Source organism: Vibrio sp. 1CM2L (assembly GCF_023161695.1).
In the GTDB taxonomy this organism is placed as follows: domain Bacteria; phylum Pseudomonadota; class Gammaproteobacteria; order Enterobacterales; family Vibrionaceae; genus Vibrio; species Vibrio coralliirubri.
This window is the reverse complement of the sequence record NZ_JALNTT010000003.1, coordinates 568,725-592,155: the sequence shown is the minus strand read 5'-3', so window position 1 is coordinate 592,155 and position 23,431 is coordinate 568,725. Positions and strand designations below refer to the sequence as shown.

The window sequence follows — 23,431 nt, the reverse complement described above, 5'->3', positions numbered from 1 at the left end:
CCGTATTGAAACCCTCTACGACATCATCTCTTCCCCTGTTACTCGCCGGACCCATTTTAAGAAAAACCACCGCGACTGAAGTGGTACTTTGGTTAGCCACCAGTTCGCCTCTTACAGGCAGAGCCGAGCTTCATACTCAAGAAATAGACGATTCTGAAGCAGCACAAGACCAGCCGTTCTATAGCTCATCGCTTGAAGAACATGATTCGATTCAAATCGGTACACATGCGTGGGTAACGCTAATTCGCTTACAAGGTGAGTTTCCGACTAATACGCTTATTGAATATGACATTCACACAGAGTCAGGTTCACTAAAAGAGCTCGCTCCTCACCTTGTTTACAACGGTAAATCTCGCGTTGAGTTTAAGATATCGACCTCAGCTGATTACATTCTGCATGGATCTTGCCGTAATCCGCATCATCCAAGCAAAGACAGCCTAGTCGCAGCCGACAACAAGGTGGCCGAGCAAACCGTCACTGAAAGACCCGACATGCTGATGATGAGCGGCGATCAGATCTACGCCGATCATGTGGCAGGCCCAACACTTGATGCTATTCAGCAAGTGATTCAACTGCTTGGTCTGGTTGGTGAGAGCTTACCGACCGACTCGCAAATTAAGCAAATCAACAGCAGTGACGCTCTGTATAACAGTGAATATCACTTATATCAGCGTCATCACTATTTGCCGCACCACACCGCTTCAGAATCCATGCTCGATAAGTTCTTCCCGAATCGTGGCGTGCCGATTTTTAGCTCTACCGATTGTGAAAACCACTTGGTCACGCTGTCTGAGTTTATCGCGATGTACCTATTGGTTTGGTCTCCAACACTGTGGCAATGCGTCAATCGAGAGCGTTTAATTGAGAATAACTTCACTCAAGGTGGACGCCAATTAACACCGACTGAGCAGCAACAATGGCGTGATGAAAGCGTCATCATGGATGATTTCATTGCTGGCTTACCGCAAGTCCAACGTCTGTTCGCGCATATTCCAACGTACATGATCTTTGATGATCACGATGTGACTGATGATTGGAACCTTACCGTGGGTTGGGAACATGCCGTCGACCAAAACCAGTTCGCGACTCAAGTCATTGGTAACGGCCTCGCAGCTTACTGGATGTGTCAGGGTTGGGGTAACAAGCCTGAGAGCTTCGACGGAACGTTTATCGAGCAAGCAAAACAGCTTTTTGTCGATCAACCGCTCATTGCTAAACAACCGCGCATTAGTAAACAAACTCATAATGAAACCGGCAATGCAGCGACTACTCACTCTATTGGCAACATCGAGCCAGACAAGCATCAAGCCTTTATTGAGATGCTGAGTCGCTTTGAAGAGTGGCATTACACAATAGATACCTCACCCAAAGTCATTGTGTTGGATACTCGAACGCGTCGCTGGCGTTCAGAGTCACGCATGAATAAGCCTTCAGGTTTAATGGACTGGGAAGCCCTGATTGAGTTTCAACATCAGTTAATGAATCAAGATAAAGTGGTGATCGTTTCTGCTGCACCGATGTTTGGCGTGAAGTTTATTGAAACACTGCAAAAGATGGCGACCACAATCGGCAAGCCATTAGTGATTGACGCTGAAAACTGGATGGCACATCCGGGCAGTGCGAATACGCTGATCAGTATCTTTACCCATACCAAAACACCGACCAACTTCGTGGTACTTTCTGGCGATGTTCACTACTCCTTCGCTTATGACATCAAGCTTAGATATCGCCGTAACAGCCCGAACATCTATCAAATCACGTGCAGCGGCATTAAAAACCAGTTCCCTGCTCCGCTGCTCAAATTCTGCGATGTATGGGACCGTCTGTTATACAGCCCTCGCTCAGTTTTGAACTACTTCACTAAGCGTAAACGCTTGAAGATCGAAAAGCGAAGCCCCGACAATCAAACCTTCTATCGCCTTTCAAACCGCAGTGCGATTGGTGAATTGAGGCTAGACACTGATGGGAAACCGCAATCGATCACCACACTGAGCGGCGATGGTAAGGTTACGCGTTTTCCGGAACCGGACTAGGAAGTGCTCCTAATCGCTCGCGTATCCGTAATGTCAGTTTTTAGTAAAGACGCTTGCGATCACACTCTGTAGACCCAATAGTTATAGTTGATAGCTATCAGCGTTACGGAACCCGATACAAATTTTAACTGGAGCTCGTTATGTTCAATTCTCTCACATCAATGTTTAAACAATTGATTGAAGGCCAGGACCTAAGCAAAAACCAAGGCACATCACCTAATATCGCCATCGCGAGTTTGTTGTGTGAAGTCGCGGGAGCCGACCATCAGATCAATGAATCAGAAAGAGTCGCTAAGCTACAGCTTCTGCAACGCTTGCTGGATTTAGATGAAGAACAAGCAAAGGTGTTGCTCGCGCAAGCAGAACCGAAAGTAGAGCAATCAGTATCGCTGTATGACTTTACATCGCAACTCAGAGACCTTTCTCAGCCAGTGCGAATCGACTTAATCAAAGCGATGTGGGAAGTGGCGCATGCCGACGGGGAAATTGACCCTATCGAAGACTCTGTGATCCGTAAAACAGCAGAACTGCTCTACGTTGACCACAGTGACTTTATCAAAACTAAGCTGAACGTCCTCGGTAAAAGCTAACCAAAGGTTTTCTATTCGCGTTAAGCCTCTGTATTAACGTAATCGATCGCCATGCATGATACCTTTAAGTTCTAATGGCGCGCCTTTTTTCGTTACATAAAGGCCGCGCTGATTCGATACCAACACACTGCGCTTACCTTGGGTTTGTTGAATGTATAAGTGCTTGATATTGAATGTCTGTTTATCTTGGGCCTGCTCTTGGTCCAATTGATAAAGGTAGTAGTGATTCCCCCAGCGTAAGAACACACCAAACATTTGCTTGGTTTGGACGACATTCCCATCCATGTCGTAACCAATGTACTGCATTTTAACTCGACCATTTTCCAATCGAAGTGAGATTTTCTCCCAGCCTATCATCGGGTATTCTGCGGTGAATTTATAAGTACTTTTGGTTGCGAGCCCAGAAATTAAGCCTACATTTAGAATCACAAAAAGCGTCAACAAGATAGGCATCCAAAACTTACGATTCATATCAGCTATCCTCGCTCATCGTCATTGTCGTCATCACAAGAGAGCGATTTAAACTGATGGCTCATCTCTTTCCAGCGCCCGTTTATCAAAGCAACGGCTTGAATGTTCTGACACCCAACGCCAATGCGATGCAGGTAGAGTGACTCAACACCGAGTTCTGACACAATATTCAACTCAGTTAACAGCTCTTGATCAAAATTCAGACTGTCGTGATAAACATCCATGCCGTGATAACTCGTCTTATCCATAAAAAAAGCAAACTGATAAAACAGCATGAGAAGAAACGCGCTAACTAATATTCCTGCGATACGAGAGCGATGACGCGCGACAAAACGCTTCACCTGACGTTGTTTATACGAGTCGGGTTGCCTCGTTAAGGCTGGCTCATGTTCATTGTCACCACGTTCAGTACTCGAGCTCCTTGCTGCTGAGGTTACTTTAAGCGCTTCAACTTTAGGCGCTTCATATTGAGGTACTTCAACTTGAATAGTCGAGGTGGGCGTTGATAGATAGCCATCGAGCTGTTGAGGTCTGCTAAAACTGTACCCTTCCTTTTGCACCGTTAAGATTTTGCAATCACACTTAAGTGAGCCTAATGCTGTACGAATGTTCTTCACTGCAACATTAAGCGAACTGCCTGTCACTACCCTGCCCGGCCAACAATGCTCAAGCAAGAAGTCGCGACCCACAGCTTTGGGGCTGTTCTTCACTAAGAACTCAAGAATCAAGGCTTCTGAGGGAGACAAAGTCACCCGCTTGTCCAAGTTCGAATCAATGAGTGTGTTGTTAACCATCTCGAGACCCGAAGCGTCTAATATGATTTTTTCAGGGCTACTGGCGTTCATTTCGGCGAGGTGTTCATAAATAAAAAGGTCATCAAAAAGGTGTTTGTTTGGTCGAACAAATGCCAAACCATACATAAAAAAGAATAGTGATAAGTTTAGCCAATAATTAAGCCAAATATAAGCTCAGCAGGTAACAAGATAAAATAACAATAAGGTGAGTGAGTCATGCAGACTCACTCACCTTAGTACAAAGCCTAACCATTAGAACAACTAATGAGGTCTATAGAAAGAAAGCTACATCGATTGATTTTGATAATTTTCGTTTTCGATAGCTTCCATTTTCTTTAATTCTTATTGTCTATAGATCTCATTTATTTATAGGTCTAGTTTAAAGCCCAGTTCACTGACCATGACTTCAGCAAAGCCTAGCTTTACTGCATTCAACTGACTGGCAACTTCGCGAGCTTGTTGTTCGTCTTTAGCCAATATTGCCATTGAGTAGATAGGTCTGATCATCGCTTTTTGGTTTGGCTTCTCTTGGGCTATTTCTTGATGTTTTAAGTAAGCAGACGTAATCACACCTTGAGCGCTCCAATCGACAACCATTTGTAAATCTTGACTGATAATCTCATCGACAATGAATTGATTCTCAGGCTCTGTCCAAGCGAGTTCGACTGCGTAGTTTTTGAAAGCAACTTCGGTGTTTAACCACTTATTGCCGATGTCTCTGATTTCGGTAACCTCGACAAGCTCTTTAAATTGGAATGGTAAGTTACCAATCAACTCACGAACGTGCTGTTCACTGTCCGCTTCAATCACAAACTTGATGATCGGAAACTTCTTATCTCCGACAAAGCTTTCTGATACGAACATGTCGTGGACCAAGCCTGCATCAACTAAGTTAGCAAAGGCTTTTTGCTGATGAGGCATTGCCTCAAATACCGCTTGAGCATCATCGGTTTTCCAAGCCACTGACACGCCGTATGCCGCAGCATGGCTATAGCTAGAGAATAGAATCGCTGAAAATAGAAAGCTAAAAATAGCTAAAAAGGTTCCTCGAATTGTTTTCATTATGTGGTTTCCTAATTAGTCGCGAATAATTTCATACAAGTTAGGATCAGCAGAAACCCCTTCGATTTTTAAAGGTGGTAACTCTTTTCTCATCACTTGTATTGCATCATGGAATTGCTTCTTACTTTCCCATTCAGCGACATTGATAAAGCGGTATGTCGCGTCCGAGCTTAAAGAGCGGTGCAATTTGGTAGAGATATATCCTGGTTGCTTCACCAAAACATCTCGCGCATCTTCCCAATACGTTAATGTCGCAGCTTCATGGGCTGGCTCGACCGAAAAAGTGTTTATCAATACAACGGGTTGTGCCGAAACCAACGCACTTACGCTTAGCGCCCCCAGTGCCAATCCATACTTAATTATGTTCTTCATCTTATTCTCCTTTTTTTGGGTGAGCTAACGCTATCATCTAGCCCAACCCAATCAAGGCTGCTAACTGCGATTTAATATTAATTAAAAAGCTAAATTTCAAACCAATAATATTCACTCGTTAATTAAGCGATGTAGCCATTCACTATTGATAAACCACTCGCTGAAATGAGTTTTCTTTGGAAGGGAATTTTCCTTAAATTACAGGCATAAAAAAACCACCTAATAAGTAGGTGGCTCTTAATTTGAATAACTCACAAGAGTCTGGCGGGTTTGAGTTTTTAACCAAGCGTCCGTTTAATGCAAACGACTACAGCATCGTCAGCGTTAGCTTAGCCAAGTTATAAGCATCGACATAACCCGAGTGCTGACGACCTTCCCACTCAATGTTTTTCGCTTCTTGTGCGGCGCGGTGACCAATACGTTTGTCTTTCAATCGATTCTGAACTCGATAAAGCGTGGCGATATTCAAGAATTCGCTGAACGGCGGTTCGATGCCTTTCTCAATACACTCTTTGTGTAAGATGAGGTCGTCACGCCCCCACGCTGCATAGATTTTTTTTGGACCGCCGAAGTTCTTAATCATCGACTTGATGACAGACTCTAATGGGCGACCCTGTTTTTCGATTTTACGAGGTGTAATGCCCGTTAACTCGGCACAGAATAGAGAGACTTCGTCTTTCTCTGGCTTAACGTAGTATTGTGCTCGCTTCACGATAGTGCCAGATGCTAGATCAATCTCAGCAAGACCAACTTCAATGATCTCCCCTGTTGTTCCCACACCGTCTTCGCTCCAACAGCACATTTCCAAATCGAAACACACCACTCGATTGTGATTCATACGTCGCCTAATTCTCTCGTCAAAATTTCGTGAAATTGTACATGAGCCCAATAAAGAACTCGACCCTAGTTGTATCAAGTGCTCATTTAGCCTGCAATTGTCACTCGATTTCGGCCATTCGACTTACTTTGATAGAGCATGCTGTCGGTTTTTTGCAGAATCTCTTCCGTGTTTTCGTTGGCACGAATGGCAGCACCAATACTCAAAGTGCAACTGAGCTGTCGACCTTTATGCTCACAATGAGAGTGACTCACTGTGCTTAGAATACATTGTAAATATCGGTCTAGGGCTTCATGGTTTGTAATACTAGAAATGATACAGAACTCATCTCCACCTATACGAAACAGGTTATCACCCTCTTTCAGGTTCACTGAAATCAGCTTGATGACATGAATGAGTAAAGCATCCCCTGCTGGGTGACCGAATTGGTCGTTAATGCCTTTGAACTTATCGACATCAAATCCGATAAGACTAAAGGGTTCATTTCGCTGTATCGCTTTATCTAACATCTTATTGAAAGCACGTCGGTTATAAACTTCCGTAAGACTGTCATGGTTGGCAAGAAAACGAAGCTCTTCTGTTCTTTTATCAAGCATTTGATACAAACGCTCTTTCTCTCGGATTTGCATGTTAACGATATACGCCAACAACAAAGAGATAGTCGTCCCCACCAAAACAATTCCAGTTAATACCAAATAGCCATAGAAAGAGATGCATGAATCTATTTTGTAATCGACCTTCCAATCACGGTTAGTCAATTCAATCGTCTTTGTTATGTGGTGGCCAGAAACGGCTTCATAACCCTCGGTTTCAAACAAGATTGGCGAGTCTTCTGCTTCGAAACCCGTATCGGTAACACGAATATAGACATCCATGTCGCCCACTGCCGAAGCCAGTAAGTTTTCAAAGTAATAAGTCGTGCGAACCACACCAATCACAACACCGAGTAGGTTGTCGCTTTCCCCCTCAAATACAGGGTGATAAACCAGCATACCTGTCTTTGGTGTGTCTTGATCTAAGCCGTCTTGAAGCAAGCGAACTTTGTCTGAAATATTCGCTTTACGCGTCTGTTTAATATTATCTAGAACCAGCTTGAAGCGCTCACGAGAAGAGTAAAAGCCAAGAACATTGTCGTTTGCTTGTGTGTTTGGATACAGGTCACTAGCAATGAACGCTGGCTCGCCATCTAAGATGTAACCAAAGGCTTTTGCTTCGTGTTTTGGAATCGTGAACAGTTCGTAAGACGGGTATTTTTCTTTCATCTTAGCGGTATGCTCGGCAATCTCGTCTGCCGGCACTTTTTGCATCCACTGTAAGCCGATTAAGCTTTTTGAGTCATTAATCGTTTGCTGAGCAAAACGGTCAAATTTATCCCAGTTTTCAGGTTCGTTAGAATAGAAAAAATTAGCACCTGAACCAATATAAGCCACATCATTGGCGATAAACGCTTCCAAGCTCAATGTCTGGTGAGTAGCAAAGCTATCCAGATTCATATTTAGCGCACGGTTTTGGTTGAGTGCGACTAATATAAAACACAACACAGTAATCAAAAAACTGACCGAAAATACGACCAATGGGAGAGTTCGTCTCTTCAACCCGGTTAGTGGGTCGGTTGTGTGGGGCATGTTGCTTCCAAATAGGCTTTAATGAGTTAAAAGTATATAACGGAAGGGAATGATGCTCCATTTAAGTTTGGTTTTAAAAATGACATAAAATGGGCATTGTTTACCTCGCCCTTACATCGGCGACCAATATTCGACCGAATCTCGACTAAATTTCAAGCTAACACACCAAAAACCCACTTGATTAAAAACATTAAATACCACTCTTAAGCCTTGAATATGCTAGTATCCATCCATATTTATAGCTTGAAAGTGACCGTTTCGGCCTAGGTGCCAATGAGTTTCTTTCCAACCTGTATATTCCTTTGAACCGACGAATATACCGTTAAATCAATTTTAAAGAGAAATCACTATGATCGTTGATTTGAACCTAATCCCACAAACGTTTGATATGCTTCACGCAGGCCTAACTGCATCAAGCGTTTTACTGCTGCTAATTGCCGTTTCTCGTAAAACCAAAGTGGTTGAGAAAGTCGTAGAAAAACCAGTAGAAAAGATCGTTGAAGTTGAAAAGCCAGTTGAGAAAATTGTCGAAGTAGAGAAAGTAGTTGAAGTTGAACGCGTGATCGAAAAAGTAGTCGAAGTTGAATCTAAGCTGGCAACAGCACCAACAGACTCAGCAATGCAGCTACTGTCTATCATGCAGCAAGAAGCGCGTCTTATCGACTTCCTAAAAGAAGACCTAACGTCATTCTCTGATGAAGAAGTTGGCGCAGCAGCTCGTGTTATTCACACTGGCGGTCAAAAAGTATTAGCCGATTACGTAACGCTGTCTCACATCCGCACAGAAGATGAAGAAACACGTATCACTATCGCTGAAGGTTTCAACCCTCAAGAAATTCGCCTAACAGGCAATGTAACGGGCAATGCACCGTTCAACGGCACACTGGTTCACAAAGGTTGGAAAGCAACTGATATGAATCTGCCTAAGCTTGCTGAAAACTACGATGCATCTGTAATTGCACCGGCAGAGGTGGAGCTATAATGGAACACCAAAGTCATTCAGCTCAAAACCATTCACAAGAGCAGCAAGCACCTAAGTTCAGTGTTGGTATCGATTTAGGTACTACGCACTGCGTTTTGTCTTACATCGATACAACCAATGAAGACGCTCGCGTTGAGGTGATGCCAATCCCTCAACTGACGGCGCCAGGTACAGTAGAAACTCGCAGCCAACTTGGCTCGTTCCTATACCAACCGCACGAACATGAAATGAATGCGGGCTCTCGCGTTCTTCCTTGGTCTTCAGAGCCGAAAGCGCTAGTGGGTGCGATTGCTCGTAATCTTGGTTCTAAAACCCCTATCCGTTTGGTAGCCAGTGCAAAATCTTGGTTATGCCACGGTGGTGTTAACCGTCGCGATGCTTTCCTTCCTGCAGGCAGCCCTGAAGAAGTGGAAAAAGTATCTCCGCTTAAGACAACTGAATTGTACCTTGAGCACCTTAAAGACGCATGGAACCACGCAAACCCAGAGCACAAACTGGCAGACCAAGATGTAACGATCACGGTTCCAGCTTCGTTTGATCCTGCGGCTCGTGACCTAACAGCTGAAGCTGCACGTAATGTTGGTTTCACTCATCTAACGCTTTTAGAAGAGCCTCAAGCAGCGCTTTATAGCTGGATCGATAATAGCAACGACAAGTGGCGCGACGAAGTAGACGTTGGCGACATCGTGCTGGTTGTGGATATCGGTGGTGGTACTACCGACCTTTCTTTAGTTGAAGTGACTCAAGACGATGGCAACCTGAGCCTGAACCGTATCGCTGTAGGTGAACACATCCTACTTGGCGGCGACAACATGGACTTAGCACTGGCTTACCGCCTGAAAATGAAACTGGCTCAAGAAGGCAAAGAACTGGCTCCTTGGCAGGTTCAAGCTATGACTCACGCATGTCGTGATGCGAAAGAAGCACTGCTAAACGATGCTGAACTGCAATCTGTGCCTATCGTTGTTCCAAGCCGTGGTTCTAAACTGCTTGGCGCAACACTGAAAACAGAACTGACTCAGCAAGAAGTACAACAAACATTGGTTGATGGCTTCTTCCCGAAAGTAGCCGTGACTGAGCACCCAGTACAAAAGACGCGTGGCGCACTGACTCAAATGGGTCTGCCTTACGCTCAAGACGCAGGTATTACTCGTCACATTGCCGCATTCCTTTCTAAGCAAGCGAACGCGCTTTCTGGAAACAGCGAAACGGCTCAGCAAGATTTCAACCCGTTTGCAAACATGCCGGGTATGCCCGGTACACAAGCGCAAGGGTCAGAAGCGCCAGCGGCAGACTTCATCAAACCAACAGCAATCCTGTTCAATGGTGGTGTTCTAAAATCGAACCTACTTGCTGATCGTCTTTCAGATACGATCAACGAATGGTTGATCAATGCTGACGAAGAGTTCGCAAAACAGCTTTCAGGTCTAGATCTAGACCTAGCAGTTGCAAGCGGCGCTTCATACTACGGCGCAGTTCGTCGTGGCCAAGGCGTTCGTATCCGTGGCGGTATCGCTTCTTCTTACTACGTAGGAATTGAAAGCGCGATGCCAGCAATCCCGGGGATGGCTCCTCCAATGGAAGCACTGTGTGTTGCCCCATTTGGTATGGAAGAAGGTTCAAGCGTACAAGTACCTAGCCAAGAGTTCGGTCTAGTGATTGGTCAGCCAGTACACTTCCAGTTCTTCGGTTCAACCATTCGTCGTGAAGATGAAGCGGGTACGCACCTTGATCACTGGGCGCCTGAAGAGCTTGATGAGCTTCCTGAAATCCAAGTGACACTGCCGGTTTCTGAAGGCCGTCGCGAAGGTGAAGTCGTTCCAGTAACTTTGGCTTCTCGCGTTACTGAGCTAGGTACCTTATACCTAGAAGCGATTGCTACTGACAACGGTCAGAAATGGCACGTTGAGTTCGACGTTCGTGAAGACTCGAATAACGACTCAAACGAACAAGCATAATGAATCAACGGCACCTTAGCGGGTGCCGTTTCTTTATCAATACGGTTCTCAACCTAGTCCTGCCTGTTTCTCAGGAATGACGTTTACGAATAACAACAATAAGACCAAAGCTATCAAAAAACTGGTCATCACTCTGGAAGAATAAGGTTTTGTATGGCAACTCCTCGTTTTTTAGTCGGCATTGACTTAGGCACAACCAATACGGTTGTCGCTTACTGTGAAATCAACGACGACCTACAACATGCTCCCGTTTCTCTTTTCGATATTGACCAACTCATCGGCCCCGGTGAAGTGGTTCGCAAGCCCCTACTTCCATCCTTTCGTTACCACCCAGCACAAGGTCAAATCTCCCCTTCTGACCTGACTATGCCGTGGGAACCAAGCCCAGTTGAAGGCGATATAAAAAACGTTATCGTTGGAGAATGGGCCCGTGAATTGGGTGCTAAGGTTGAAGGTCGCCAAGTATCGAGTGCCAAGAGCTGGTTATCACACCAAGCGGTTGATCGTAACTCCGACATTCTGCCTTGGGCTGGCGCAGCTGATGTCGATAAAGTCTCGCCAGTTGTGGCGAGTGCAAGCTACCTCAACCACATTCGCCAAGCATGGAACTACCGTAACCCGAGCAACAAGCTGGAAGACCAAGACGTTGTGGTTACCGTTCCTGCTTCCTTCGATGAGACCGCACGTAAGCTGACACTTGAAGCGGCAGAACTGGCGGGCTTAGGTAAGATTCTATTACTCGAAGAGCCGCAAGCCGTTTGTTATGACTGGTATGCCCGTCACCAACAAACCGCAGCAGATGAACTTCAACAAACCCCGCTGATTCTAGTGTGTGATGTTGGTGGTGGTACCACCGATTTAAGCTTAATTGAAGCCAAATTCGATGCGAATAGCGACGGCAATAACGAGCTCGCACTCGACCGTATTGGCGTTGGTGAACACTTGATGCTAGGTGGTGATAACCTCGATTTAGCACTTGCTCACCTCGCTGAGCAACGCTTCAATCAAAACAAAAAGCTGAATGCTTCTAGCCTAACCAAACTGATTCAGCAGACTCGCGCCGCAAAAGAGAGCCTACTTTCTGCCAATGCACCCGATGATGTGAAGATCACCATGCTGGGCAGCGGTTCTAAACTGCTTGGCGGTACTAAGAGTATTGGCTTAACCAAACAAGAAGTTCATCAAATCGCATTGGAAGGTTTCTTCCCGCTTTCTGAGTTTACTGAAACACCCGACAAACGCCGCAGTGCTGTGGTTGAGTTTGGTCTGCCTTACGTGGCTGACCCTGCGGTGAGTAAACACGTTGCAGAATTCCTAGCAACACACCAACAAGTATCTAAAGCCGCATTAGAAAACTCAGACTCTATTGAGTTCGATGACACCAAACCTGCAATTCCAGTTGGCGTGCTGCTCAATGGTGGTGTGTTTAACAGTGAATTGGTCACTGAACGAATCACACAGCTACTTGGCAACTGGAACGGCTCTCCAATCACAGTGCTTGATAACCCTCATCCAGATTGGTCTGTTGCCCTTGGCGCGGTCGCCTTTGGTAAAGCCCGCCGTGGTGCACAACTGAAAATCGGTGGTGGTGCCGCTCGTTCTTACTTCTTGCATCTACAAGAGAAGAACAAGATGGGCAAAGCGCTTTGTCTGCTTGCCAAAGGTACTGAAGAAGGACAAGAGATACGCTTAAACAGCCGTCGTTTCTCGCTGACTTTAGGTGAGCCAGTACGATTTAATCTACTGACTTCAACACACGATCAAATTGCTCACGACACCGCCATTCAAAACGGCGTGATGGTCAATGTGGATGCCGACTTGTTCTCCCCTCTTCCACCGTATATTTCTACCTTGGAAGGCTCAGGTACTGCAGAACTTCAAGCCAACCAAAAAGAGCGTGTTGAAGTCCTGCTCGCTTGTCAGTTAACCGAAGTCGGCACACTGAAAATGGAGTGTGTGAGTACAGAAGATGACTCTAAACGTTGGTTGCTTGAGTTTGAAGTAAGAAACAAGCAAGGCGATGAATCTGATACCTCCGCGCTTCACCCAAGATTGGAAGAGTGTAAGGAGTTGATTTCTCGCCTCTACAGCGGTAACAAGAAGAGTGCTGAATCGAAAGAGATCAAAACGCTATCGAAAGATCTTGAGAAACGACTAGGTAAACGCGATGAATGGGACTTCACGACCCTTCGTCATCTGTTTGATACCTTTTCATTAGGTCGAAAACGTCGTCGCCGCTCAGAATCACACGAGAAAAACTGGCTGCGTTTGGCGGGTTATTCGCTACGTCCTGGCTTTGGCGATCCGACTGACTCATGGCGTATCGAACAAATTTGGGGCCTTTACCAACAGAACATTCAGTTTAAGAACCATCAAGGTTGGACGGACTGGTGGGTATTCTGGCGTCGTGTCGCTGGCGGGCTTAACCAAGAGCAGCAAGAGAGTATCTTGGCGGACATCGCTAAATACCTTCACCCAGGTGCAATGAAAAACCCTAAGACAGCCAAAGATGCGCAAGACAATGGTTATGAAGCCATGGTTCGTTTAGCGGCGTCACTTGAGCAACTTGAGGTTGAAGACAAAGTACTGCTGGCAAGTTGGTTCTTAAGCAAAGCGATTAACCATAATCAGTTTGAGCAAGCGCACTGGTGGGCGCTAGGTCGATTGGCTTCAAGAACGCCTTTGTATGGTAGCCAACACAGCGTGATTCCTAGAGAACAAGCTGAACAATGGTTACCGAAACTGCTTGAGCAGAACTGGCATAAAGAGCAGATGATCGCCTTTGCCGCGGTGATGATTTGTCGTAAAACCGGTGACCGTCAGTTTGATATCTCTGATGACTATCGCAATCAGGTGATTGAGAAGCTTAAGCAAAGCAAGGTACCTGACTCATGGTTAACACTAGTGAGTGAAGTGACTGAACTTTCTGAGAGCGAATCTAAGCGTGTATTTGGTGATGCGTTACCAAGCGGATTAAGCCTGATAAACAACTAGGTTTAAAAACGATTAGCTTTCGTTACTAATGGTAAAGAAGCTAGCAAGAAAAGAAAAAGCCACTTTCGATTCGTTGAAAGTGGCTTTTTTATTGGTGGCTTAAGGCTGGTATGTGTAATCGACTTATAGCTTTTTGGTTAAGAGCCTTAGCCGTGTTGCAGTTCATCATTGTTAATGTTTGGTTCCAGTTGGGTTGATAGGAAAATCCGTATTTTCATAAATGTCAGATAGTTTTTTCGGTTTTTTCTCTTTTGCTCCTTTGTTTGATTGATTATGAGTTTCGCTTAAAAGCCATTCCTCATGCATTTTTGCTGAATCCAAAAACTCTGGATCCTCCATTGCTTCCTTGCGAAGTTTATTTACACGTTCGAGAGTATCCCAAATCATAATACTTCACCTCCACTAAGGCAGTAATATAAAGATAGCTCAACCCCATAAAACTTCAACTAACCCAATGAGATAGCGATCTCAATTTCGTAATTTACCCGCATTGAACGAATGAAAATGGTCACCTTTGTCAGCGCTCAAATAGTGGGTACTTTTCCATGATCTTCGAAGATCATCAGGCACAAAAAAAGCGAGCTCAATGCTCGCTTTTTGTTTATCTATCTGCTGTTCGAATCACCAACACCTGCTCGATTAAATCACACCGAGGTTAAGCACGGTTACCGATTTTCACCTTGCCATTGGTAGCAAACCAAAGGGCTTCTGAACGACGGCGACCAATTAAAATCGGGCCATCATCGTAGAACAAGAAGTTCTTCCAATGCTTCTTGAAAATCGCCCATTTGGTTTCAAGAACATTGTACTTTTCGTAACAAAAATAAACAGTTACGTCATCTTGCCAATCAATAGAGTTAAGAATCTCTTCTGGCATTTCAGGCTCATCCGCCTCCCAATGCGCCATCCAACTGATCTCTTCATTCCAGTTCGATGCCTTGCTTGGCCAGTCTTGCGAGCTCAGTCGTTCTGCGTCTGGACTTTGAGGGCTCACGTTCTCTTTCCAGAACTGAGATGCTCTCGCCTGTGTCATTGGCTTAATCTTTTCCAAGTCCTCTGCCGGCAGCGGCATTGACTGGTGGGTGAAAATCCATTTTCTTTGGTATTCGTCCAAAGTTGTGTATGACATCAAAATTCCTCAAATATCTTCTCAGGCTGATGGATTTACCATGCCTATCTGTTCTTTTTGATGCAGTGACGGTTTCATTTTATCTATGTCGTCACTGCCTCTAAATCTGTATTTACGCTTAATTGATACTTATGCCTAATGACTATTGGTCTCTATACAGCGCGTCTATCTTCCCAGTTTGGGTTAACTAATGCGGTCAGTATATGGTCTTCCCATTTACCGTTAATCTGTAGGTAGTCTTTAGCAAAGCCTTCTCGGACAAAACCAAGATGTTCTAATACACCAGCACTGCGTTCGTTGTGAGGCATGTAGCCCGCCATTAAGCGGTGCATGTTCTGCACATCAAACATATAATCTTTAGCCATGCTCAAGCCTCTGCGCATGTAACCGTGGCCCTGTGCACTTTGCGCTAATGAGTAACCGACATTACAAGCGTAGAACGGGAAACGAGACAAATTACTGAACGATATGGTGCCTAACATTTCATTAGAGTCAGCGTTAATCAGTAAACAGTAATAGCCTAGCCCCATTTTATGAAGCTCGTTTAACTTGATCAGTCGCTGCGCCCAACTCGCTCTATCAAAGAACGCATCTTCGCGTATCGGCTCCCAAGGTTTCAGGTACTCTCTGTTAACCTGAAAATACTCGCTGATCATGCCAGCGTCATCAATTTCAGCCGTGCGTAGAATCAGATTACCATCATGCTTATAAATGCGCTCTGGTGTACTCAAATCTTCCATAATCTTGTTCTTATTCGATCAGTTCTTTCTGATACCGTAATCACGAAGCTTATTCGCAATTGAGGTATGAGATACATTCAAACGTTTTGCTAGCTTACGGCTTGATGGGAAAGACTGATAAAGCTTCTCTAGAATCTGAGATTCATAGTCTTTCATGATTTCATCGAGCGAGCCGTCTAAGCTCAGGTTCGCCATTCCAGCCGTCATTGTTTCAAGCTGTGGCAAATGGAATTGCTCAACCGTTAGTGTGTCTGAATCTAGCTCTGTTAGTGCACGTAGAACCATGTTGTCTAACTGACGAATATTGCCCGGCCATTGGTAATTACCAAGCTGGTCGATTAACTCTTGAGTCAGTTTTGGTTTTAACATACCTAATTGCTGCGCGTACTTTGCAACGAACAATTCCAACAGTGGCGCTACGTCGTTTGAGCGTTCACGCAATGCTGGAATAGACAGAGTCAGTACATTCAAGCGGTAGAACAAATCTTCACGGAACGAACCCGAGTCTGCTAATTCAGAAAGACGGTGGCGCGTTGATGCAATAATACGAACATCAGCGTGCATCTCTTCTTCTTCGCCAACACGACGGAATGAACCATCTTGTAGGAAACGCAGCAGCTTGATTTGAAGATGCGGGCTCATCTCGCCAATTTCATCTAAAAATACCGTACCGCCATTCGCTTGCTCGAAAATGCCTTTATGACCTTGCTCATGGTTGAATGAACCCGGCGCATGACCAAACAATTCCGTTTCCGCTACGTCATCAGGCATCGATGCACAGCTTAGAATCAAGAATGGGAAAGACGATCGATTTGAACGGTTATGACACGCTTTCGCCAGCATCTCTTTACCCGTACCTGTATCGCCTTCAATTAATAGAGGCTGATCCAGCATAGCCAATTTCTTAGCTTGGCTGATCAAGGCTTTATGGCGATTAGAGACACCAACAAAGTGTTCGAAACCTAAGTTATTCTGTTCTGGGATTGAATCTGGCGAGTTCATCTCTTGATTACAAGAACGAATCGTCATTACTGCGCTTGCCAGTACCGCTTCGTTGACATCACCACCAAGGTAAATCGGCAGGATCTCAATAGAGAAATCTAAACCATCCAACACGACAACTTCACGATGGCGCGTTACATCGCCCTCGATCCAGCGAGCAAAGTTAAAGCTAGGCACAAACGTCGCTAGCGGTTCACCGATGACTTCGTCTTCTTGCTTATTAAAAAGGTTCAATGCAGCGTGGTTAGCCATATCGACTGAGCCTTTAAGGTCAATCGCAATCACGGGATCAGGTAGGTTTGCCAGCAGAGCAATCAGCTCTGTGTTATGCCTTTCGCTTGGCATAAATTGGATCTTACGTACATCCTTCACACCTGAAATTCGGCGAATTTCAGCCATAAGTTCACTAAAAGCATCAAAATCGATATCAGGGCAGTTTAGGTAAATAATACCTTTAACATCAATTTCGATTCCTCTTAAATCAATGCTTTTTGAGGCCAAGATATCGAGCAACTCACGCGTTAAGCCGAGTCTGTCTTCACACAATACTTCAAGACGCACAAATAGTCCTATTATAGGTGTCAGGATAAGTTGACAGTAGTGTGGATTAAGCTCTGAGTTCAGTCAAGAAGAAGAGTAAACATATGTTTACTCTTCTTCTCAAACTATTGAGCTTCAAATGCTTTATTTGAGAGTGATACGCTTTATTTCAGAAAGGACGGCTTTGCGGAGGTCTGCCAATTTTACTTTCCGTTCATTATGCCAAGGCATAGGGCGAAGCAGTGTCATGGCTTTTAGACCCAGTCTCGCAGTAAGGATACCGACACCTAGCCCCTGCCCTGCTCGAGCTGAAACCTTGCCTGCAAGATCCATCGAGACGAGATCCATACTTGCATCAATCGCGAGCTCACTGGCTCCCGCAGCTGCCATGTTGATTAACACCAGTTTAAATAGCTTAATCCGAGACCAGTAGCCAAGCTCAATGCCATACACATCAGCAAGCTTGTCTATCATGGTGAAATTTCGCCAAGCCACCAGCAACATATCAGCCGCCGCCAATGGACTCACCGCGACCAAAGCTGCCGATTCGGTCGAAAACTTAGTGACGATTTGAGTCGCAACCTTATCTTGTTGACTCACAACTAACGCATCGTACATATCCAACACTTCTGCATCACTGTGTGCTGGGTTAATGCTGTTTCGCCACTTATCGTACGAAGGCGACTCAGCGATAATGCCGCCTTGCTTGGCGATGTTTTCACAGAACGCTTTGCCCTTGCCGACACTTTGACTTTGGAGTAGCTCTTCACTCTGCTCTTGCACACTAAAGTGATCTTTAAGTGAACGCAGTTTCCACAGCTCTTTGCCTATTGCGCCTAAACCCAATGAAGCAATGGCAGCAATGAAGCCAGCCCAACCCAACCCAAGCCAGTCAGCCGTTTGAATCGCGGTAACCACCGAATCAATTGCCTGCCATCCAACTAGCCCAGAAAAAGCGACCAATAAACCCGTTCCAAACCACTTCTTCTTTTTGCTCGGTCGAATCACTTGTTCCAATTGCTGCTCAGCTTCGCCATCAAGTTCGGCTTCCACTTGCGGTGCGACAGGGACAAATGTCTCTTGTTCTGTGAACAGTTGTTGAGCGCCTAAATCCGGGGCAGCCTCGCTCTTGTCTTGCTCATCAAAAGAGGTCTTCAACGGTTCATTAAAGACCTGCTTTGTTTTTAATTCACTCATTTTGATTGCCTCAATTACTTCAACTTGTCGCCAATGAGATACTCTAAAACCTTGTCGACTCTTAGATGTTGGCAAGGCTCATCGGAATGTTGTTCCATCGGTCTAAAGCTCGTGAAATCAAACTGGTTGGTTTTCCAATACTGTTTATTGGGCAACTTACGCGGCACCTCTCCCGGATACATGGTTTGAGGGACATTGTCCAAAGTCACACCTTGCAACGCCGGAACATTGTCTGAACCCGACGAGATATAGCCCGCGCTGGTCGCTTGAATAGACGCGATGCTCATACAACTCATGTCGATGTGTTCAAACGCCGCCTGTTGCCAAGCCGGATGCACCATCTGTTGTAACAGTGACACCAAGTTCGGATGCTGATCCGGTGTCACGTGGTCAGCCTTGGTGGCTGCAAACAAGATCTTGTCGATCTTCGGCGCGAATAAACGTCTTAAGATATTGCTTCGCCCGTACTTAAAGCTCTTAAGTAACTGTTCTAACGCGCCACGCATATCCATGAAAGAGTCATAGCCCGCATTAAGTGGCTGTAAGCAATCCACTAGCACGATTTGTCTGTCGAACGTCGCGAAGTGATTCTTGTAGAACGCCTTTACGACCTTTTGTTGATACTCTTCATAACGCGCTTTTAAAACCGCATAGTTACTTGTTTTAGAGAACTTGCCCTCAGGTGCGATGCACGGGAAAAATTGCAGCACAGGCGCGCCTTCAAGCTCACCCGGCAATACGAATCGACCCGGCTGCACCCAGTGCAACCCGTTATCCTTACAAGTGTGAAGGTACTGAGTATAGCTATCGGCAATGGCGACCAGTTTCTTTTCGTCTGCTTCGGCTAACAAGTCAACGTCACCACGCATTGCGTTCCACTGTTGCGAGTAAGTTTCTCTGTCGCCTTTCAATGCGGCAAACTGAGATTGGCTCCAGGTATCGAAGTCCATATCCAGTAACGGCAAATCAAGCAACCATTCACCTGGATAATCGACAATATCGAGATAAAGGGTGCTGTTTTTACTCAGTAGCTTCTTTGCGCCCTTCGCAGACTTATATTTGATTGCTAGACGAATCTCACTGACATCACGCGTTGGTACCGGCCATTCTGGTGGCTGTGCATTCAACGACTCCATGGCTTCATCATAAGAGAAGCGTGGGATCATCATGTTGTGTTGCGGGATGCGCTTTGCGCCAATAATTCTTCCATCTCTCGCTGATGCAAGCAGTGGCAAGTTTTTGTGGGTAGACGTATGAAGAAGCTGATTAACCAGCGAAGTAATGAATGCTGTCTTACCCGCACGAGAGAGCCCCGTGACCGCGACTCGAATATGAGAATCCGTTCCTCTGCTTATAAAGTCACTCATTTCTTGAGTTAGGTGTTTCATTTGAACGACTCCGTGATAGTTAGGCTAGCTGGTTATGATAATAAAGAGGCAAGCCTATGTTCTTTCCCAGTTGGGATAGTTTGTATGCTTTTGTTTGTTCTTTTGCTAATAGTGGTGAGTATGCAATACACATTCTTAATGCTAGATGAATAAAAGCCCCTGACTACATTCATAATCAGGGGCTTTAGAATTTTTGCACGATATCCGACGTTTAATCGTCTTCAATCAACTTGTAGATAACAAACAGTGCAATCTCTGCAATTAGCCAAAGCGCACATGTAATCGTCACATATTTATTATCAAAGATACTGATCCCTTTCAAGATCAGGTCGTAGCCAACAAAAGCACCAATCACCACTGCCAAGATAATCTGTAGGATCTGAATAAAACGAGGCATTCCTCTCTCCTATGTTCTTATATCAAACTATGTGTTTATCACTATATCATTGATAATATGACAAAAGTGCAGATAATGCTGCACTTTTGTCTTTAACTTTCTGTCAAAAATTGCAATTCAAACGCTGAAGTTAGCGACAATTACGATTTTTTGGCTTCGGTTAATTACGCTTTCTCAGCTTCAGCAATCTTCACTTTCCACGTGTCAGGGCCGATCTGGTGTGCGTTCACGCCGTTAGAGTCAACCGCTACCATTACAGGCATATCTTCAACTTCAAACTCGTAAATCGCTTCCATACCGAGATCTTCAAACGCAACTACACGTGCTTTTTTAATTGCTTTCGCGACTAAATAAGCTGCACCGCCAACCGCCATTAGGTAAACCGCTTTGTGCTCTTTGATTGATTCAACCGTTGCAGGGCCACGTTCCGCTTTACCGATCATGCCCATAATGCCAGTTTCGTTCAGCATCATGTCAGTGAACTTATCCATACGTGTTGAAGTTGTTGGACCCGCAGGACCTACCGCTTCGTCACCTACTGCATCAACAGGACCCACGTAGTAAATGAACTTACCTTTGAAATCAACGCCGGCAGGTAAGCCTTCGCCGCTTTCTAGCATGCCTTGAATACGCTTATGTGCCGCATCACGACCCGTTAAGATCTTACCTGATAGCAGAACCGTTTCGCCGGTCTTCCACTCTTGTACGTCTTCTTTAGTTACTTCATCAAGGTTAACACGGCGTGTGTTTGCGCCCGCTTCCCAAGTGATGTCTGGCCACTCTTCTAGCTTAGGTGGCGTTAACTCTGCTGGGCCGCTGCCATCTAGTGTGAAGTGAACGTGACGCGTTGCTGCACAGTTCGGGATTAAGCAAACTGGCTTAGATGCTGCGTGTGTCGGCGCTGTTTTGATTTTCACATCAACCACAGTCGTTAGACCGCCAAGACCTTGAGCACCAATACCCAATTTATTTACGCGGTTGAAGATATCTAGACGAAGCTCTTCTTCTGCGTTCTCAGGACCTTTCTCGATAAGTTCTTGGATATCGATGTGTTCCATCAAAGATTCTTTCGCAAGCACCGCAGCTTTCTCAGCGGTACCGCCGATGCCTATGCCTAGCATGCCCGGTGGACACCAGCCCGCACCCATGGTTGGTAAGGTCTTCTCTACCCACTCTGCAATATCGTCAGAAGGGTTCAACATAACCATCTTGGTTTTGTTCTCAGAACCGCCGCCTTTCGCTGCGATTTGGATTTCAACTTTGTTGCCCGGAACCATATTAATGTGGACAACCGCTGGCGTGTTGTCTTTAGTATTAATACGCTTACCTGCAGGGTCCATTAGGACAGATGCACGCAATGGGTTATCTGGGTTGTTGTAAGCTTGACGAACGCCTTCATCAACCATCTGTTGTACTGTTTGATCCGTTTCCCACCTAACATCCATACCGATGTTCACGAAACAAGTAACAATACCCGTATCCTGACAAATTGGACGATGGCCTTCCGCAGACATACGCGAGTTGATAAGAATCTGAGCGATCGCATCTTTAGCTGCTTGGCTCTCTTCTTTCTCGTACGCTTTTTCTAGGGCTTGGACAAAGTCTAAAGGGTGATAATAAGAAATGTACTGAAGTGCGTCAGCGACACTGCTGATCACATCTTGCTTACGAATAACCGTCATTGCATGCCTCTTTATTGTTCTGGTTCCATGTGGGTTCACAGTTTGGCTATCTATGCCAAATCGAATTAGGTGGTTTAGCTTTTTATTGTGTTGAGCTGTATTTAGTTGCTTTAGCAATCGCTTGCATAGCTTTAAACTAAACCACTTGGATTACTCCGTTCTAATCAAGAACCCATTTTATTTTCAATTTATGATACTCTTGCTTCCTCTCACACGCCATGCAGTGATCGAACTCTTTGTCACAAATTAAACAAATGAATAACAACGAATTTCGCTCTATCCAAATCAAGCCGCTTGAATATCAATCAACTTTAGCTAAACAGCTGTTTTCCCATATTGAAAACCTGCCGTGGGCAATGCTATTACGCTCCGCTTCAGAAAGCCATGTTGATAGTCGATACGATATTTTAGTTGCTCACCCCATCGCCACCTTCGAAACAATCGGTGCAAAAACGATCGTTAATGTTAATGAGACGTGCGAGGTTTCAGACTCCGATCCTTTCGAACTACTCGACCAATATCAGCAGCAGTTATTGCCTGCGACTAAAGAGCACACTGAGTTGCCATTCGTTGGCGGTGCTTTAGGCTATTTTAGTTATGATTTAGGGCGCAGAGTCGAGACACTTCCATCACTCGCAACGCGTGATATTGAAGCACCTGATATGGCGGTTGGCTTGTATGAATGGGCAGTTATCGTTGATCACCAACTGAAAACGGCGTGTATTGTCGGCAGCAATATCGATGAACATCATGATTGGCTGATGCAGCAAATGGCTCAATCACACCTAACACATGTGCCCTTTGGATTAATCACACCGTGGCAATCCAATATGAGCGAGGAGAGCTACGCCACTAAGTTCGATAGTGTTCAAGAGTACCTGTTATCCGGCGACTGCTATCAGATTAACTTAGCTCAGCGCTTCAATGCTCAATACCAAGGCAGTGAATGGCTGGCTTATGACAAGTTAGAACAGTACAACTCAGCGCCCTTTTCTGGTTTCATCCGTTTGGCCGACTGCGCAATCATCAGTGTTTCGCCAGAGCGTTTCTTAGAACTCAAAGACAACGTCATTGAAACCAAGCCAATCAAAGGCACACGACCTCGTTCTGACGACCCGATGATTGATGATGCTAACGCGCAAGACCTAGCAAGCGCCGATAAAGATCAGGCGGAAAACCTGATGATCGTCGACCTACTTCGTAATGACATTGGCCGAGTGGCAAAACCGGGTACAGTACATGTACCAAAGTTGTTCGATATTGAGAGCTTCCCTGCCGTGCACCACTTAGTAAGCACGATACGAGCAGACCTTGATGATCAATATTCTGCGACTGACCTTCTGAGAGCGTGTTTCCCTGGAGGGTCGATTACCGGCGCGCCAAAAGTTCGCGCGATGCAGATCATTGAAGAGTTAGAACCGCATCGACGTTCAGCGTACTGCGGCAGTATTGGTTACATCAGCCGAAATGGCAGGATGGATACCAGTATTACCATTCGTACATTAGTCGCCGAGAACAATACGCTTTATGCATGGGCTGGCGGTGGTGTGGTGTTTGATAGTGATTGTGCTTCTGAATACCAAGAAACTCTGGATAAGCTGAGTCGAATTCTACCGGTACTTGAAGATTGCTAAACC

The 23,431-nt window shown here is 45.3% G+C and carries 20 protein-coding genes; 6 read left to right on the top strand and 14 right to left on the bottom strand.

The features are described 5' to 3' along the window. Window positions 1-5 precede the first annotated feature (5 nt). Window positions 6-2,033, top strand: coding sequence for an alkaline phosphatase family protein (locus MSG34_RS12640; protein WP_248337673.1), 2,028 nt, complete (start codon window positions 6-8; stop codon window positions 2,031-2,033). Between the two features lie 140 nt (window positions 2,034-2,173). Continuing rightward, window positions 2,174-2,623 carry a TerB family tellurite resistance protein gene (locus MSG34_RS12635; protein ID WP_048609171.1) on the top strand — a complete coding sequence of 150 codons (450 nt, stop codon included), beginning with the start codon at window positions 2,174-2,176 and terminating at the stop codon, window positions 2,621-2,623. Between the two features lie 33 nt (window positions 2,624-2,656). Here the strand turns inward: MSG34_RS12635 and MSG34_RS12630 are convergent, their stop codons facing one another. From MSG34_RS12630 to MSG34_RS12605, 6 genes are all read right to left on the bottom strand, one after another. After that, window positions 2,657-3,094: a hypothetical protein gene (locus MSG34_RS12630; protein WP_050621982.1), complete on the bottom strand. Its 438-nt coding sequence runs from the start codon at window positions 3,092-3,094 to the stop codon at window positions 2,657-2,659. A gap of 5 nt (window positions 3,095-3,099) precedes the next feature. After that, complete coding sequence (locus MSG34_RS12625) at window positions 3,100-4,014, bottom strand: helix-turn-helix domain-containing protein (RefSeq protein WP_248337671.1); 915 nt, start codon at window positions 4,012-4,014, stop codon at window positions 3,100-3,102. A gap of 240 nt (window positions 4,015-4,254) precedes the next feature. Continuing rightward, window positions 4,255-4,950, bottom strand: coding sequence for a hypothetical protein (locus MSG34_RS12620; protein ID WP_050654444.1), 696 nt, complete (start codon window positions 4,948-4,950; stop codon window positions 4,255-4,257). 15 nt (window positions 4,951-4,965) lie between these two features. Further along, window positions 4,966-5,322, bottom strand: a complete 357-nt coding sequence (locus MSG34_RS12615) for an antibiotic biosynthesis monooxygenase family protein (RefSeq protein WP_048609176.1) — start codon at window positions 5,320-5,322, stop codon at window positions 4,966-4,968. A gap of 307 nt (window positions 5,323-5,629) precedes the next feature. Beyond that, the gene (locus MSG34_RS12610) at window positions 5,630-6,160 is read right to left on the bottom strand and encodes a 3'-5' exonuclease (protein ID WP_017068784.1); all 531 of its coding nucleotides are present in this window, start codon (window positions 6,158-6,160) and stop codon (window positions 5,630-5,632) included. 86 nt (window positions 6,161-6,246) lie between these two features. Continuing rightward, entirely contained in the window at window positions 6,247-7,785 is a 1,539-nt protein-coding gene (locus MSG34_RS12605; protein ID WP_248337669.1) for a sensor domain-containing diguanylate cyclase, read from the bottom strand. A gap of 349 nt (window positions 7,786-8,134) precedes the next feature. Here MSG34_RS12605 and MSG34_RS12600 point away from each other — a divergent pair, with 349 nt between their 5' ends. From MSG34_RS12600 to MSG34_RS12590, 3 genes are all read left to right on the top strand, one after another. Continuing rightward, window positions 8,135-8,767: a DUF2760 domain-containing protein gene (locus MSG34_RS12600; RefSeq protein WP_017091262.1), complete on the top strand. Its 633-nt coding sequence runs from the start codon at window positions 8,135-8,137 to the stop codon at window positions 8,765-8,767. Next, window positions 8,767-10,725, top strand: a complete 1,959-nt coding sequence (locus MSG34_RS12595; protein WP_248337667.1) for an Hsp70 family protein — start codon at window positions 8,767-8,769, stop codon at window positions 10,723-10,725. The genes MSG34_RS12600 and MSG34_RS12595 overlap by 1 nt, the downstream gene beginning before the upstream one ends. Window positions 10,726-10,878: 153 nt before the next feature. Beyond that, window positions 10,879-13,719: an Hsp70 family protein gene (locus tag MSG34_RS12590; RefSeq protein ID WP_248337665.1), complete on the top strand. Its 2,841-nt coding sequence runs from the start codon at window positions 10,879-10,881 to the stop codon at window positions 13,717-13,719. Window positions 13,720-13,890: 171 nt separating this feature from the next. On the opposite strand, the gene MSG34_RS12585 is transcribed toward MSG34_RS12590, so the two are convergent. The 8 genes from MSG34_RS12585 to MSG34_RS12550 form a co-directional block, all read right to left on the bottom strand. After that, window positions 13,891-14,106, bottom strand: coding sequence for a hypothetical protein (locus MSG34_RS12585; RefSeq protein WP_012604204.1), 216 nt, complete (start codon window positions 14,104-14,106; stop codon window positions 13,891-13,893). Between the two features lie 268 nt (window positions 14,107-14,374). Beyond that, on the bottom strand, window positions 14,375-14,848 hold the full coding sequence (locus MSG34_RS12580; protein ID WP_248337663.1) for a DUF2947 domain-containing protein: 474 nt from the start codon (window positions 14,846-14,848) through the stop codon (window positions 14,375-14,377). A 152-nt stretch (window positions 14,849-15,000) separates the two neighbouring features. Further along, the gene (rimJ, locus tag MSG34_RS12575; RefSeq protein ID WP_017060432.1) at window positions 15,001-15,588 is read right to left on the bottom strand and encodes a ribosomal protein S5-alanine N-acetyltransferase; all 588 of its coding nucleotides are present in this window, start codon (window positions 15,586-15,588) and stop codon (window positions 15,001-15,003) included. Window positions 15,589-15,606: 18 nt separating this feature from the next. Then, window positions 15,607-17,151, bottom strand: coding sequence for a transcriptional regulator TyrR (tyrR, locus tag MSG34_RS12570; protein ID WP_019822554.1), 1,545 nt, complete (start codon window positions 17,149-17,151; stop codon window positions 15,607-15,609). A 123-nt stretch (window positions 17,152-17,274) separates the two neighbouring features. Then, window positions 17,275-18,327, bottom strand: coding sequence for a TIGR01620 family protein (locus tag MSG34_RS12565; protein ID WP_248337661.1), 1,053 nt, complete (start codon window positions 18,325-18,327; stop codon window positions 17,275-17,277). 14 nt (window positions 18,328-18,341) lie between these two features. Beyond that, on the bottom strand, window positions 18,342-19,715 hold the full coding sequence (locus MSG34_RS12560) for a YcjX family protein (protein WP_248337659.1): 1,374 nt from the start codon (window positions 19,713-19,715) through the stop codon (window positions 18,342-18,344). 211 nt (window positions 19,716-19,926) lie between these two features. Further along, the gene (locus MSG34_RS12555) at window positions 19,927-20,112 is read right to left on the bottom strand and encodes a hypothetical protein (protein WP_004734731.1); all 186 of its coding nucleotides are present in this window, start codon (window positions 20,110-20,112) and stop codon (window positions 19,927-19,929) included. A 164-nt stretch (window positions 20,113-20,276) separates the two neighbouring features. After that, on the bottom strand, window positions 20,277-21,794 hold the full coding sequence (locus tag MSG34_RS12550; protein WP_248337657.1) for a fumarate hydratase: 1,518 nt from the start codon (window positions 21,792-21,794) through the stop codon (window positions 20,277-20,279). 254 nt (window positions 21,795-22,048) lie between these two features. On the opposite strand from MSG34_RS12550, the gene pabB reads away from it, so the two are divergent. Continuing rightward, complete coding sequence (gene pabB, locus MSG34_RS12545) at window positions 22,049-23,428, top strand: aminodeoxychorismate synthase component I (RefSeq protein ID WP_248337655.1); 1,380 nt, start codon at window positions 22,049-22,051, stop codon at window positions 23,426-23,428. Window positions 23,429-23,431: the final 3 nt, after the last annotated feature.

Coding starts and splice junctions, on each gene's coding strand:
- MSG34_RS12635 (WP_048609171.1), top strand. CDS start 2,174: ATGTTCAATTCTCTCACATCAATGTTTAAACAATTGATTGAAGGCCAG.
- MSG34_RS12630 (WP_050621982.1), bottom strand. CDS start 3,094: ATGAATCGTAAGTTTTGGATGCCTATCTTGTTGACGCTTTTTGTGATT.
- MSG34_RS12625 (WP_248337671.1), bottom strand. CDS start 4,014: ATGTATGGTTTGGCATTTGTTCGACCAAACAAACACCTTTTTGATGAC.
- MSG34_RS12620 (WP_050654444.1), bottom strand. CDS start 4,950: ATGAAAACAATTCGAGGAACCTTTTTAGCTATTTTTAGCTTTCTATTT.
- MSG34_RS12615 (WP_048609176.1), bottom strand. CDS start 5,322: ATGAAGAACATAATTAAGTATGGATTGGCACTGGGGGCGCTAAGCGTA.
- MSG34_RS12610 (WP_017068784.1), bottom strand. CDS start 6,160: ATGAATCACAATCGAGTGGTGTGTTTCGATTTGGAAATGTGCTGTTGG.
- MSG34_RS12605 (WP_248337669.1), bottom strand. CDS start 7,785: ATGCCCCACACAACCGACCCACTAACCGGGTTGAAGAGACGAACTCTC.
- MSG34_RS12600 (WP_017091262.1), top strand. CDS start 8,135: ATGATCGTTGATTTGAACCTAATCCCACAAACGTTTGATATGCTTCAC.
- MSG34_RS12595 (WP_248337667.1), top strand. CDS start 8,767: ATGGAACACCAAAGTCATTCAGCTCAAAACCATTCACAAGAGCAGCAA.
- MSG34_RS12590 (WP_248337665.1), top strand. CDS start 10,879: ATGGCAACTCCTCGTTTTTTAGTCGGCATTGACTTAGGCACAACCAAT.
- MSG34_RS12585 (WP_012604204.1), bottom strand. CDS start 14,106: ATGATTTGGGATACTCTCGAACGTGTAAATAAACTTCGCAAGGAAGCA.
- MSG34_RS12580 (WP_248337663.1), bottom strand. CDS start 14,848: ATGTCATACACAACTTTGGACGAATACCAAAGAAAATGGATTTTCACC.
- rimJ (WP_017060432.1), bottom strand. CDS start 15,588: ATGGAAGATTTGAGTACACCAGAGCGCATTTATAAGCATGATGGTAAT.
- MSG34_RS12565 (WP_248337661.1), bottom strand. CDS start 18,327: ATGAGTGAATTAAAAACAAAGCAGGTCTTTAATGAACCGTTGAAGACC.
- MSG34_RS12560 (WP_248337659.1), bottom strand. CDS start 19,715: ATGAAACACCTAACTCAAGAAATGAGTGACTTTATAAGCAGAGGAACG.
- MSG34_RS12555 (WP_004734731.1), bottom strand. CDS start 20,112: ATGCCTCGTTTTATTCAGATCCTACAGATTATCTTGGCAGTGGTGATT.
- MSG34_RS12550 (WP_248337657.1), bottom strand. CDS start 21,794: ATGACGGTTATTCGTAAGCAAGATGTGATCAGCAGTGTCGCTGACGCA.
- pabB (WP_248337655.1), top strand. CDS start 22,049: ATGAATAACAACGAATTTCGCTCTATCCAAATCAAGCCGCTTGAATAT.